Source organism: Methanosarcina sp. A14 (assembly GCF_001729375.1).
Classification (GTDB): domain Archaea; phylum Halobacteriota; class Methanosarcinia; order Methanosarcinales; family Methanosarcinaceae; genus Methanosarcina; species Methanosarcina barkeri.
The window spans coordinates 1-13,695 of the sequence record NZ_LZPK01000112.1 but is presented as its reverse complement, the minus strand read 5'-3'; the positions used below and the strand labels follow the sequence as shown (position 1 = coordinate 13,695).

Annotated in this window: 11 protein-coding genes; 4 read left to right on the top strand and 7 right to left on the bottom strand. The window is 41.3% G+C overall.

Annotated features, from left to right (window positions below; genetic code table 11):
* Positions 1 to 167: 167 nt before the first annotated feature.
* From A9239_RS06180 to A9239_RS06165, 4 genes are read left to right on the top strand one after another with little or no spacing between them, the layout of a single operon-like run.
* The gene (locus A9239_RS06180; RefSeq protein WP_048154555.1) at positions 168 to 2,165 is read left to right on the top strand and encodes an ABC transporter ATP-binding protein; all 1,998 of its coding nucleotides are present in this window, start codon (positions 168 to 170) and stop codon (positions 2,163 to 2,165) included.
* A gap of 13 nt (positions 2,166 to 2,178) precedes the next feature.
* The gene (locus A9239_RS06175) at positions 2,179 to 3,072 is read left to right on the top strand and encodes an energy-coupling factor transporter transmembrane protein EcfT (RefSeq protein ID WP_048119804.1); all 894 of its coding nucleotides are present in this window, start codon (positions 2,179 to 2,181) and stop codon (positions 3,070 to 3,072) included.
* Positions 3,069 to 3,836 (top strand): ABC transporter ATP-binding protein, encoded by a 768-nt coding sequence (locus A9239_RS06170; protein WP_048119806.1) that lies wholly within the window; start codon positions 3,069 to 3,071, stop codon positions 3,834 to 3,836. The genes A9239_RS06175 and A9239_RS06170 overlap by 4 nt, the downstream gene beginning before the upstream one ends.
* Complete coding sequence (locus tag A9239_RS06165; protein WP_048119808.1) at positions 3,836 to 4,561, top strand: ABC transporter permease; 726 nt, start codon at positions 3,836 to 3,838, stop codon at positions 4,559 to 4,561. Before A9239_RS06170 ends, A9239_RS06165 begins: the two co-directional genes overlap by 1 nt.
* A gap of 340 nt (positions 4,562 to 4,901) precedes the next feature.
* Here A9239_RS06165 and A9239_RS06160 read toward each other — a convergent pair whose 3' ends face one another.
* The 7 genes from A9239_RS06160 to A9239_RS06130 all read right to left on the bottom strand — a co-directional run.
* The gene (locus tag A9239_RS06160; protein WP_048119810.1) at positions 4,902 to 5,675 is read right to left on the bottom strand and encodes a formylmethanofuran dehydrogenase subunit C; all 774 of its coding nucleotides are present in this window, start codon (positions 5,673 to 5,675) and stop codon (positions 4,902 to 4,904) included.
* 1 nt (position 5,676) lies between these two features.
* A complete protein-coding gene (locus tag A9239_RS06155; RefSeq protein WP_048119811.1) occupies positions 5,677 to 7,392 on the bottom strand; it encodes a formylmethanofuran dehydrogenase subunit A in 1,716 nt (571 codons plus the stop codon).
* Positions 7,377 to 8,699 (bottom strand): formylmethanofuran dehydrogenase subunit B, encoded by a 1,323-nt coding sequence (locus A9239_RS06150; protein WP_048119813.1) that lies wholly within the window; start codon positions 8,697 to 8,699, stop codon positions 7,377 to 7,379. Before A9239_RS06150 ends, A9239_RS06155 begins: the two co-directional genes overlap by 16 nt.
* A gap of 69 nt (positions 8,700 to 8,768) precedes the next feature.
* Entirely contained in the window at positions 8,769 to 9,152 is a 384-nt protein-coding gene (locus tag A9239_RS06145) for a molybdopterin dinucleotide binding domain-containing protein (protein WP_048154552.1), read from the bottom strand.
* A gap of 779 nt (positions 9,153 to 9,931) precedes the next feature.
* Entirely contained in the window at positions 9,932 to 10,936 is a 1,005-nt protein-coding gene (locus A9239_RS06140; RefSeq protein WP_080941532.1) for a phosphate uptake regulator PhoU, read from the bottom strand.
* A 605-nt stretch (positions 10,937 to 11,541) separates the two neighbouring features.
* Entirely contained in the window at positions 11,542 to 11,994 is a 453-nt protein-coding gene (locus A9239_RS06135; RefSeq protein ID WP_048119819.1) for a hemerythrin domain-containing protein, read from the bottom strand.
* 816 nt (positions 11,995 to 12,810) lie between these two features.
* Positions 12,811 to 13,695: formylmethanofuran dehydrogenase subunit B (locus A9239_RS06130; RefSeq protein ID WP_069575239.1), on the bottom strand; the 885-nt coding region annotated here is incomplete at its 5' end.

The following is a 13,695-nucleotide window of genomic DNA, read 5'->3' as shown; positions in this document are numbered from 1 at the left end:
AGGCTTGTGGTCAGGTTTTCATTTGGAAAGGATTGCGACATTACTCGGGGGTTTTCGATCAAGCCCAACCGTTGCGCCGGTTGATCACGTCGCCGTAAGGGGTTTTCGATCAAACCTTTTCTCAAAAGGTTTGCGGGCAAGCTTTCCCTTGGAAAGGTTGTGGTACAATGATAGAAATCAAAGACTTATGGTATACATATCCAGGAAGATCGGAACCGACTTTAAAGGGAATCAACCTTAGAGTAGAAAAAGGAGAATTTGTTCTCCTTACAGGACCTACTGGATGTGGAAAAAGTACTTTACTAAAAACATTAAACGGAATCATTCCTCATGAATCTGGAGGAATATTATCTGGAAGTGTGAAAGTCAAAGGGATGGAAACCACTGATTCAAACCAGATGGAAATCTCGAAAGAAGTAGGCCTTGTGTTTCAGAATCCAGATGACCAGATATTTTCTACAATAGTTGAGGACGAAGTAGCTTTTGGGCCTGAAAACCTCTGCTTTGAGCAAAAAGAAATCGATAAAAAGGTAACAGAAGCCTTGCAAATCGTAGGGATGTCCGATCACAGGCTGGACTCGACAAATTCACTTTCCGGTGGACAGAAACAAAGGATCTGCATTGCAAGTATGCTTGCAATGGAGCCTGAAATCCTTGCCATGGATGAACCTGTAAGCCAGATGGACCCCATGGGCACGCACGAAGTCCTGAATACGGTAAGGGAACTCAATAGAAAACTGAAAACAACTATTCTGCTGGTTGAACACAGACTACATGAGCTTGCACCATTTGTAGACAGAGTTGTTATAATGGACAATGGAAAAATAGTCTTTGATCAGCCCGCCTCAAAAGCTTTTGATAATCTTGAGATCTTTTACAGGCTAGGGCTTCGAATTCCTGAACCAGTCAAGCTCTGCCATAGCCTTGGAATTAAAGCCAGCCCTTTGAGTGTCAGCGGAGCTCTTGCTGTACTAGACAGAGAAATTAAAGAAAATAATAGAATACCTCAACAACTTATTCAGAATCCAGATAAAAATCCTGTAACCAAGACTAGTTCAAAGAAAACCAGTTCAAAGAAAGCTTCCGTTGAAAATAATGCTCATGGAAATAATGATTCTGAAAACAATGCTCATGGGAATAATGCTCATGGGAATAATGCTCATGGGAATAATGCTCATGGGAATAATGCTCATAGAGATAATGGTTCTGAAAACAATGATTCGATTATTTCCATTCAGGCCCTATGGTCAGGATATGAGAAAAACAAGATGGTATTGAAAGGAATAAATCTGGAAATCCGTAAAGGTGAAAGAGTTGCGATTATGGGCACGAACGGCTCAGGTAAGTCAACCCTGCTTTTACACCTTGCAGCAATTCTCAAACCAGATAAAGGAAGTGTGAGGGTTTTTGGGGAGGACACTAGACCCAAGAATCCATACTCCTTTGCAGGTAAGGTCGGATTTGTGTTCCAGAACCCTGACCTTATGCTCTTCTGTGATTCAGCTGAGGAAGAAGTAAGGTTTGGACCTGTTCAATTAAAGTACAGCAATGTTGAGGAAAGAGTAAGAAACTCTCTTGAAGCCATGTCAATTCTGCCTCTCAGGCATGACCTCCCACAAGCTCTGAGCAGAGGGCAAAGACTCAGAACAGCCGTCGCTTCGGTACTTTCCATAAATCCAGAACTTATTCTTCTCGATGAACCCACAACAGGGCAAGATAAAGTGAATATAGAACAGATGATGGATTTTTTCAAAAACAACAATTCGACACTGATTTTCTGCACGCACGATATTGAGGTAGCTATGTCCTATGCCACAAGAATCCTAGTAATGAATGAAGGGCAGATCATAGCAGACGGAAAGGGAAAAGAAGTTATAAAAGACACTGAAACCCTCAAGAAGGCCTCGCTTACCCAGCCCCCTGTTGTTGAGATTGCAAATCATCTGGGAATCAATGCCTTTTCAGTTAAAGAACTTGTGGAAACGCTGACTTCCAGAAATGTTGAAGAGATAAACTCAGGAAGTGTTGAAGAGATAAACTCAGGAAGTGTTGAAGAGATAAACTCAGGAAGTGTTGAAGGAATAAACTCTAGAAGTGTTGAAAAGATAAACTCAGGAAGTGTTGAAGAGATAAATTCCAGGAGTGTTGAAGGGATAAAGTGTTAAGGGGATATTCCGGATGATAGGTGCAAGATCAATTGCAGAACCAACAATTAAAGATACGGTTATTCACAGGATGGATCCACGGGCTAAGATCCTTATCATGATTTCTACTGTTTTTGTCGCTGTGTCCCTGGATAACCAGAAAACGATGCTTTTGTTATTTCTGATAATACTCTCAGGATTCGTAATTGCAAAAATGCCGGCAATAAAGATCAAGACCCTGGTGATATTACTCGTACTTTTGATATGGGGTACTATCTACTCTCAAGCTCTCTTTTATTCCCAACTCCCGAGAACTGTGATTTTTACCATAATCCGTCCCGATTTTCCGGTTTTAGGATGGTTGACAGGAGGCGGTCTGTTCGTATATGAGGAAGGGCTTCATCACGGCGCAGTTCAGGGCCTTAGATCGGCTTCAATCCTTTCTCTTGGACTGTTAATGTGCTGGACCACTGACTCAAGGGATATGTTAAACGGCCTGGTAGGACTCAAGGTGCCTTACAGCGTAGCTTTTATGGTGATCACAGCAGTAAGATTTTTGCCAATAATAATTACTGAAGTAGCTACCGTGATAACAGTCCAGCGGCTCAGAGGATTTAATCCGAAAAAGTTTGGGTCAGGAATCATAAAAACATTACTCAATATATTAACCCCGACTCTTGCAAACTGTGTAAGGAGAACCGGAACCCTTGCAGTTTCAATTCAGAGTCGGGCTTTTCGGGCAAATCCCGATCGGACATCTCTCAAAAAACTGGAGTTTTCAAACATTGACAAAGTAATGATTACAGTATTTGTTTTTGCAGCCATAAGTATTGTTGTCATAAAAATTCTTTACAATATGTATACAAGTGGAATTTATTATACTTCAAGTTTAAGACCTGTTTATGCAATTGCAGGGGGATACCTTTGATAGAAATAAGAAAATTATCCAGATACTTTGGAAACCTGCTTGCTGTTGACAATCTTGACCTTGATGTCGGAAATGAGATCTTTGGCCTTCTTGGCCCTAATGGAGCAGGCAAAAGTACGACAGTTATGATGCTTACAACTCTACTAAAACCCAGCAGTGGCACTGCAAAAGTCTGTGGATATGATATAGTAAAAGAGTCCAAAAAAGTAAGGTCAAAGATAAGCTATGTACCTCAGGATATGGCAGTTGACCGAAAACTCACAGGCAGGGAAAATGTACTGCTTTATGCGAAACTCTATGGCATCCCTAATAGGGATTCAAAGGTAGATGAAGTGATTGAAATGATGGGGCTTTCAGATCGTGCCGGCGACCTTGTAGCAACATACTCCGGAGGAATGAGAAGGCGTCTTGAACTTGCTCAGGCGCTTGTGCACGAACCTGAGGTTCTGTTTCTGGATGAGCCGACCCTTGGACTGGATGTGAGTGGCAGAAAGAAGATATGGGAGCATATCAGGATGCTCAAGGCCGAAGGGATGACTATCTTCATGACTACACATTACCTTGAAGAGGCAGAAAAATACTGCAACAGGGTTGCCATTATCGATAAAGGACGAATTGCAGTTATTGGCTCTCCTGAAAACCTTACACGCTCCATAGGAGAACATGCCTCCCTTAATGATGTTTTCCTTGAAAACGTTAAAACCCCTGAAGAGCAGGAAGGGTTTAATTCAGCCCAGTTCAGAAACCTTCTGAGGCGAAGATAATGAAAGCAGTATACTACTATTTTGAGAGGGATCTTGTAAAATGGTTAAGAGGAAGAGTTACCGTTATTTCCTCACTCGTAATGCCTGCAGCCTGGCTGATATTTGTAGGACTGGCCCTGCCAACAAAGTTTACGGATAATTACCTTGAATATATAACCCCTGGTATTCTTGTCATGACTATGCTTTTTTCTTCCCTGCAGGGAGGATCTCTTATGATTTTCGACAAGATATTGGGTTTTTTGAATAAGTTTCTTGCCATGCCCTCGCCACGAGAAAGCATGCTTTATGGAAAAATCTTATTTATCAGTGTAAGAGGCTTGATGCAGGCAACTGTGATACTCATAATAGCTACTCTTCTTGGGGTAAGGATATTGAACCCTGTGCAATTAATTTTAATATATTTCACACTGTTTTTGTTTTCAGTATTTTTTTCTGCTCTCTCAACTATGATAGGAATGTACTTAAGTGACCATGACAGCTATGCGGCTGTTAACAGCATGATCAGCATGCCTTTGTTCTTCACCAGCAGTGCACTCATGCCATATGACGTCATGCCTGCATGGCTGAGGTTTCTGGCCAGGCTCAATCCTGTAAGTTATGCAATAGACAGCACAAGAACTCTGTTTGAAGGTGGAATACCTGTTCATGGACTCATAAGCCTGGCCATAGGAGCCGGAGTTATGGTACTTATCGGGACTTATCAGTTTAGGAAGGCATTTGTGTGAAAAATGGATTTGTATGAAAAATGGATTTGTATGAAAAATGGATTTGTATGAAAAATGGATTTGTATGAAAAATGGATATGATACTCTTTGAATAAAAGGTACAAACAGATGAAAGTACTTGTAGATTAACATAACTTTCATACTAAAGAACACGAAATTCTTAGAACAACAAGCACAAATAAATGAAAGTACTTGAAAGCACTTTTTATGCCAAATAAAAACTGAGTGAACGTTGTATCAAAAGCTAGGTAAATTTAAACCAGCTGATCTTCATAACTAACTGAAAAATAAAAATAAGCGCGTTCTTCACGCGCCTTTCTTTCTTTAAATTTCATTCTATTTAATAACTTTCATATTGTTTCATAAGGAGCACGCCTTTGCCGCTGACATTGACATCTCCTGCGAACCGTTGGTAGAGAACGCCATCCACCTCTTCGGTTCCTTCCTCTACATAGGAAGGCAGCAAATCCTTAACTTTGCCTCTTATGATGACAGTGCCTTTTTTCATTTCGCTTGCAGGCATTTCGGTGCTACCTTCGATGATGATCGTCCCACCGTTGTTCAGGATTGCTGGAAGGAGCCCAGCATTACCCATTACATGGATTTCTCCTCCGCACATGTGTTCTCCCAGAAAGTCCCTGACATTTCCGTTGACGGTAATTTTACCTCCCTTCATGCCACAGGCTTCTCCCCGGTAGCCACCACCTACATAATAGCCGCCGTTTCCATTAAGAACAATTTCTCCCCCTTTCATTTCACAGCCGAGCCAGCTATCGGCATCGCCGTTGACCGTGATCTTTCCGCCTTTCATGTTCGAGCCACAGTGCATATCCACATTTCCATTAATTTCGATTTCCCCGGTGCTCATACCCTGCCCAATGCGCTTTACTCTAGAGGCATCACCGTTGATCACAATTTTTGTGTTTTCTACGCTGTCTTTACCTTCAACTTTTACATTGAATAGCTCGCTAAGAGGGCACTGCATATTTCCATACCAGACCTGGACAGCTTTGATTTCGTCTTCTGCCTTTCCAGCAAAGTTGTCCGGGCTTACGGTATCAGCTACGATAGGGATTTTATTCTGTGCTTTTAAGGAGAGAGTTACTACCTGCATTTTAGAATCCCTCCGTTGCGATTTCAACAGGTTTTGGGACGTATGCATCCTCTACCATGTAGTTAGACTTGCTCACAGTATAGTATTTCTGGAACTTAACGTCAAGGTCTTTCTGCATCGCACATTCAATATCTGATGGGACCGTTGCGTTTACCCAGTAAGTCCTCCCCATGGGTGTGTTTTCAATATTTCCATCCTTGACAACGATTGTTCCTCCCTTAATGGTATAAGCTGTAGCACTGAAGGCTTTCTTTACTTTTTCATGCTCTACGGAGGGATCAATTGCATCCGGGAAAATATCATATATGGCAATGTCTGCATCAGCTCCTACTGCAAGGTTTCCTTTCTCAGGCCTGCTGTAAATCCTGGACTGAATGCTTCTGGTCATGATTGCAAGTTCATAAAAACTTAGTTCCCTATCGAGGCCAGGAAGAACCATTCTGTTAAGGGCCGTCTCCGGAAAGCCCAAAATGATCTCCTGCCTCTTCTTTTCACTCATAAGGTAGGTGTATGCTTCAGGATAATTAACAAAGGATCCTCCATTAGGGCTATCCGTTGTGAACATGACCTTCCACGGATCTTTTACCAGCAGAGCCAGTTCAATCCCTATTGCCCACTGGACTGCATTTACAAAGCTCTTTGGGGAATACACCAGTGGCACCACTCCGGATGCGTCTTCCAGCTCCACATCCTGGTTACTCCATTTCTCCTTTAACATCCTTGAGTTTGCGTATTCAACCGGGCCATCGGCAGTCATAGTAACGGCAGGCCCGAAAATGAGCTGACCGAGATCAAAGGTCAGGTGATTAACTCCGTTCACGTAGTCTGCAATCATTGGAGCTCCGGTCTCAAAGTCACGCCAGGAAGTGCCAGCATAGGCATTGAACTGAACATGAGTTACGTGCAAACTCTGCCTGTTGCGCCTGGATTGAACTTTCTCAAAAAGCTTCATTGTCTCGATGGTAGTCTTATAGTTTCCAGGGTGCCCCAGATTGTTACAGTGGACATGAACTGAATGAGGAAGACACAGTTTTTCGTTTGCTTCTCCTAGGCCCAGCAGAATTTCTGCAGGGGTTACGTCAAAGTTAGGCACGGGGTCATAGAGCCCGCTAACATTCTTGCCCCAGCCCCATGCTTCTCCGCCACCTGCATTTACAATCTTTATGCCATAACCTCTTGAGGCTTTTAGACCCCAAGCAATGTAAGCTGCGAGTTTTTCGGGCTCTTTATCCCGGATATATTCCATAACCTGCCAGTTGCTCCCAAAGAGGGTGAGCCCCATTTTGTCCAGAATTGGGATTTCTTTGAATTCCTCGTGGGTATGCCTTGCTGTAAGAGGGGGCATTGCAGCTTCACAAATGGTTGTGTAACCCAGTTTTGCATACCTGTACCCGATTGCATAAGTGTTTGGGGTGTTGTACCCTACCTGAGCCCTGGTCTTTTCAGTGTGGGGTTCAAGACCTGAGAGGCCCGGGACCAGGTTTCGTCTGGCGTCGTTAGGGTTCATTGATCGTCCCACATTGATTTTACCAGCGCTGTGAGTATGACCGTCAAAACCTCCTGCCATCGTGAGTCTGCCTTCAGCATCGATAACCTTTGCATTTGAGGACACGCTTTCTACGATCTTGCCATCTCTTATGCACAGGTCCATTTTTTCACAGTCTATTCCCTGAATCGGGTCGCAGACAACTGCGTTTTTAATCAATAACTCTGACATGTTACTTCACCTCGCTTCAGTTCTCTTACTTTTACAATCAGGTCCTTTAAGATCTCTTCATCGGTTTTGAACTCGGTAGCGATAAGTTTCTTCATCCTGATTGGGATTGCATCCATACGGTAGGCTGTGCCTTCGACTTCAATACCCACAACTGCTGCAGGGATCACTACATCGGCAAGTTCAGTTGTTGGGTTTGGATAAGGGTCAATTTGAATCAGGGGAATTCTTGCAAGGTGCCGGACTGCCTTTTGTGGGAAGTGTGCTCCTGGGTCCGCAGCTCCAACAATTGCCGCATCAACCTCTTCCCTGACAAGAACGTCGTTTGCTCCCGTTTCTCCAGGATTGTAGTAGGGATAACCTTTTGAAAAGTCAATTGCCATCGGATAACCGGTCTCCCAGGTTGCGACTTCCCCGAAACCTGATACGTTATAGTGGCCTCTCATTCCCATCATGATAGCTTTTGTGTGCTGGGTCAGGTCTGAGATAAGGGAAGATACTGCATCACCGTTCTTGTACTTGGAACGAGACTGTGTTATGCCCATGCCGAATAAAATGGAGACAAACCTGGAGTTTTTCATGAGTTCGGCAAGTCCTAGAATTTCGGCCTTTGAAACCCCGGCCACGTTTTTCGGAATAGCCGCTTCATGCCCATTGATTGCTGAGCGAAGTGCTGTTACCAGCAGGAGATCCGAACCCTGTTCGATTTCGATATATTTATCGGCACGTTTTGCAGTATCAGTTTTTCGCACGTCGATTACCACCATCTTCCGGTCTTTTCGCCCATTTGGAGTAAAAAAGCCCCTGGAAAAACTTGAATAACGGGTCATATGGCGAGGGTGGGCATGTATGGGGTTGCAGCCCCAAAAGATGATCAGATCTGATCTGTTTTTGATCTCTCCAAGAGTTGCTCCAGGGTTTCCTTTTTCCTGGGTAGCAAGAGCTGAAGGACCGTGACAAACGTTAGCAGTAGAGTCAATTACGGAACCGGTCTCCTCAGCTAACTGGATCGCTTTGCTTATCGCTTCGCAGGATGTGGAGCACCAACCGTAAGAAAGAGTCCTTCTTGAGTTTGCTAGGATCCTTGCAGCAGCATCGATTGCCTCCTCGTATGTTACTTCGACAAGTTCCCCGTCTTTTCTAATCATGGGTGTTTTGATTCGATCATGAGTCTGTACTCCAACGGTCTTACTGTGACCGAGAATGCAGGCATTTTTTACACCCATTATTTTGTTATCCTCAACTGTGACTGTTATATCATCGCAGAGACATCCGCAAAGGGAACATACTACGTCTTTGATTACGGGCATATTTTTCCTCCAAATTTTTCAAGTTTCTCCGGATTTGATTGAAAACGTGAACTACTTGTTCACTGGACTTTAGTTTTCCAGATACTTCTTCATCAGGGATTTCATGTCCAGGGGCTTTTCATCCGTAATTTCAATTTCTGCAGGCACACCTTTTAAGCCGGGCATTCCGCAACCGTGAGTATCAGGATTTAGCACTGTGTTTGCCCAGGGACCCATCGGAATAAAAGCAAGCCCTTTTGGGTTTCCATCGTTTGCTTTTGCAAATACCACAACTTCTCCAAACTCAGATGTGACTTTTAGGCTGTTTCCTTCGTATGCCCCCAATTTATCAAGGTCTACTGAGTTAAGCTCGCAGTAACTGCAGGCTTCAAAATAAGATTTATATGTCTTTGCTTCCAGATTTGCACCCTGTTTGGTAGTTCTTCCGGATATGAGATTGGCTTTTATTTTCATGGAAATTCCTCATCTGGGATTAATCAAGTTCAGTAAGTGGGGCCATTTTTGTGAAACGTCAAAATCGTTTTCTATCTAGCAGTTATTTGAGTTCCAAATTCAGACTTAGTTAAGTTTATAATTAATCTAACTTCGTAACTATTCAACCCAAATAAAACAACATAAGTAGCCATCTTCACTAAAATTTAATAGATAGATTTCTGTCAATTGATTTTCTTTGATTGTTGGCGAATGACTGCGTTTTTCGTTGTTCATAAGTTATTTTTCGGATTATTCAGTTATAGTAGAATCACTATCAACAGACATGTTTTGATAGGCCGAATAGTTACATGAATTCTTTGATTATCTTGAGATGAAAGCGTGGAATCGCTTTCATGTTGTCGATTTTTCAATGATAGAATAAAGGTACATTTTTATTTCTGATTTATTATATTAGTTAATGTCCTACTGTATTTTAACAAACGGCTTATTATATAATACCGATATGTCCAACTGGACATAATGAATTTTTTACATTAACTTTGATTCCCAAGCTCATAACTCTGATTTTCCTACAATCTTCCAGTTAGAAAAATAGCTAACAAGGACATAATGATCAGAACTGAGGTTTCACCAAAATTGACGAAAATGCGTTAAATGCAAAAAAAGAGCTAAAAATTGCGTATTTAATCAAAAAATCACATTTAGTGCCTTTAAAATTACACCATTAAATGTCGCTGAATACAAAAGTAGAGTATAAAGTTATATGAAAAAGAAATAGAAGTCCAAACCTTTTAGGTTCAGACCCGCTTAATGTTCATGTTAATCGCAACTTCTGCAATGTCAGCGCTGTATTCCGATACACGCCTCAGGCTCTCCAGGATCATGCTGAGTTCAATATTACCTGAACCTTCACAATCCTGTGGCTCCAGAGAAACCCCGAACTGAGACACTTTCTTTGCCTCTACAACGATTTTGTTAACAGCATGCGGGTCTTCTTCGGTCATTGAGTCTATTGAGCTTTCAAAAACTTTACAGGAAAGATCAGCCATCTTGAAGATAGAGTCATCAGCACTAACTCCGGAGTCCATTTTCATGACACTTTTTGCTATTTTTACAGCGTGATCTCCTACACGCTCGATGCTTTTCGTAATAAGTCTGTATCCCAGACACTCTCTTGGATGCCGAATTCCGATCTTTTCAGAGAGCTCGATATCTTCAATTGAAGCCTTGAGCTGGCGGACGGCAAGAAGATAAAAGCGGTCCACATCGTCATCTCTCTGAATGACATCTTCAGCAATCTCCACATTATGGTCCCTAAGAGCAGTCATTGAGTCTTCAAGCATGGAAAGCACAAGTCCATACATGTTTTTAATTACTCTGGTAAGTGGGAGATCATTGTAGTTCAGAAGGCACTGGAAGACCAGCTCATTACGGGATTCTTCTATAAGTTCAAGCCCTATGAGCTTTTGACGCACGGAATCCTTGATGAACTTGCGATCATGGGCACTAAAACCTTTTTTAGTAGTCAGCCTGATAACATCATAGCCCACGAGATAATGAGAAATAAGAATCCTGAGATTATTTTCTGCACTGTCGGAATGAATATAATCGATCGTTGCATTGAGGGTGGAGTGTTCCTTTGAAACTGCACTGGAAGAAACAAGCAGAGTTTTATTAGGCATGGGTGTAAGCGTAAGGGTGTCTCCGGCCTCAAGCCCTATATCCCGGACCCATTTTATGGGGAGGGACACAATATAGGTAGAATTTCCGGTAAACTGAACTTTTCTTTTATCCTTTGTGATAAATAAGCCCCCTAGGGTATTCTAATAATTCTTAAAGGAACTATATAGAGGAAGGTGATATATAAAGGTATCTTAGAAATAGAACACTAAAATGAGAAATAAAATATGGTAGCTATGTCTAATTATAGTATATAGGATCGGATACCGAATTATAGAGAAACATAGAGTTATGCTGAAAATCCGATATAAAGATATATAAAACTAGTTTTATGAAAGGTATTTTTCCCGTAAAAATCTTTTTTGCAACAGGTACAAGATAATTCTGTAAATACTATACTAATTACCTTCAAGTATCGATAAAATCCAAAATTAACAAGGGAACAAAATGGAGGAGAAGACAGTGTGAAAAAACAATGAAAGAACCGATTCATTACTTACTTAACAATTATTGATAAAAGGTTATTTGATTTATAAGATTATTTATATAGTTAGAATAATTATGTGATAAGTAGTCACAACGAACGAAAACAACTGATTAACGAGAGGTCAGGCAAGAAACGAGAATTAAAAAACGGTTAAAGAGAGATCAAGCAAGCAAATATGATAAAAAATAGAGAGAACCAATTAACAAGAAATCGGTCTCAAGTACAATATACCATCATTTTTTATACAATAGGCCCACCAGTTTCTATTCTGTTCATGTAACTCCTTTTGAACTCAATGTATTGTTGAGCCATGTCTTCTGCCTCTTTCTGGCTCAGGATATTTCGGGCTTTTTCAAACACCTTACTTTCCTCTTCTTCAATGTGATGATCTACGCTTTGTTTCAGTTCACGGAGTTTAGGAGTCCATTCTTCATCTCTCTCTTCCATACCTTCTATTTTAAAGATCAGAGTTTTTGCCTCATTGTGTTCCTTATGAGCCTGACTTATAAGCTCACGCAGTTCTTCTACCTTTTCAAGCACCGGATAGAAGATTCTCTCTTCTCCCATCATATGAGGATCAGCTTTAAGTTTTACTTTAAAAAAACTTACCCTTGAGCCGTCCTGCAATGCTTGCAGGAGAAGGGCAGACATCTGCTCATGCTCTTCTTTAAGGATATCATAAATAGTTTCCATAATTTCCCCCTGGTGTCACGTCAATTCTCATGGATAAATAATTTTGAATCATTTTAACCAATTATATACGACACTTTAATGCTGACGCAACACTAGTTTAATATATAGAAGGATGTATTTAAAAAGAACGTATATTTTATCCCAAAATTATTTTGCTCTTAAAATTTCTTTTATTGCAATTATATGTAATGGGCATGAGTTGTTGAAAAAGATGCATTGAAAAACATCTGCATCAGACTCTTTCTACATTTTCCTTGAGCCTATCCCATAACTCAAAACTGCTTATTCAAATATGGGATTAAGAATAATCAATGAATTTCTGATCACGATTTGATCACAGAGAATGTTCTGAAATTTCTATCAATTTTGAGTATAAGCTGGTTTTGGGATGAAATCCATTCTTGCTATAATATGACTAGAATTGGGAAACGTCTGTTAGGATTCCCTGCAAAACACAATATTTTGGAGGAAAAAATACTGCGTTTGTTTTTTCTTTTGTACCTTACAGATTATGTTTATTGGGAAACATCAATTGGAAAAAAACAGATTTTGAATTGCAGGAAGTAAGAGCTGAAACTTCCTGCAAATCTGAAAATACTTAAAGTCTGTTCGCAAACCTTAAACTATATTTTTTCAATAAATAATGCACGTAAGCAATGATTCGAAAGCCTATTTCTGTTAATACTTCAGCATTTCTGTATTAATCCATGAAAACAAGAGGCACAATCAAGACTCCTTTGAGAATAACGTAGATTGTACTCAATTTTGTGCCTCGAGTACGTTACTTCAAATTGATTATTGGTAGAGCTCAAAAAATTAAGGCAAATTTTCAGGTATCAGTCCTTCTCCTTCTTTATTTATAGAAGGAAGAGAAATAACCTGACCTTTTTTTCTAATTTTCTCAAAGAGCTGTTTTAAGGTGTCCTCGTTGCTCTTCGTGAACTTGAAAGGCGAGCTTGTAAAGGGTTCGAAGTGAACTGGCACATCGTCGAGCCTGTAGAAGGTCCCATCACACTCCATAGCATCAATGACTCCCGGAAGTACAATATCCGAAGCGGATACTGTCGGGCAGGGAGCGATATCCACGCAGATCATTGGAATTTTTGCAAGGTAAGCTGCACAATCTGCAGGGATATGAGATACAAGGTCAGCACACATAACGAAAACTGTGTCAACATCTTTTTCTCGAAGCACATCCACTGTTGTGAATTCTCCGGGGTTATAACGCGGATGCCCGCGCATGAAGTCAAGCCCAAAGGGGTAGCCGTACATGTAGGCAGCCACCTGATTAAAGCCTGCAACATTGCAATGGCCGCGGAGAGCTCCAAGGGTGAACTTGGCATAGTTGTTCAGTTCCTTTACGAAATTCATGGCAATCTCGGAGTTTCTGTACTTCCCCATTGAAGAAGCAAGCCCGAGCCCCACTGAAATAGCCCCAAAGGTGCAATTCTTCATCATATCGAGCATCTCTTCCATAACAGGGATGGGAACTCCAGTAATCTCTTCTACTGAGGGATGGGGAGTTTTTCCGTGAAGTAGAGTGAGAAGTGCACTGATCAGTTCAAAATCCGAATCGGGTTTAAGCTGAACATGCAGATCGGAAGCTTCAGTAGTTGGGGTTTTTCTCGGGTCTACAGTGATAACTGTCCTGTCAAAACGTCCGCGTTTTGTCCAGTAACCCCTCGGGAAAACTGCGTACCT

Excerpts from the sequence above, each read along its gene's own strand:
- A9239_RS06145 (WP_048154552.1), bottom strand. The coding sequence starts at position 9,152 with ATGAAAATAAAAGCCAATCTCATATCCGGAAGAACTACCAAACAGGGT.
- A9239_RS06165 (WP_048119808.1), top strand. The coding sequence starts at position 3,836 with ATGAAAGCAGTATACTACTATTTTGAGAGGGATCTTGTAAAATGGTTA.
- A9239_RS06175 (WP_048119804.1), top strand. The coding sequence starts at position 2,179 with ATGATAGGTGCAAGATCAATTGCAGAACCAACAATTAAAGATACGGTT.
- A9239_RS06135 (WP_048119819.1), bottom strand. The coding sequence starts at position 11,994 with ATGGAAACTATTTATGATATCCTTAAAGAAGAGCATGAGCAGATGTCT.
- A9239_RS06180 (WP_048154555.1), top strand. The coding sequence starts at position 168 with ATGATAGAAATCAAAGACTTATGGTATACATATCCAGGAAGATCGGAA.
- A9239_RS06155 (WP_048119811.1), bottom strand. The coding sequence starts at position 7,392 with ATGTCAGAGTTATTGATTAAAAACGCAGTTGTCTGCGACCCGATTCAG.
- A9239_RS06150 (WP_048119813.1), bottom strand. The coding sequence starts at position 8,699 with ATGCCCGTAATCAAAGACGTAGTATGTTCCCTTTGCGGATGTCTCTGC.
- A9239_RS06160 (WP_048119810.1), bottom strand. The coding sequence starts at position 5,675 with ATGCAGGTAGTAACTCTCTCCTTAAAAGCACAGAATAAAATCCCTATC.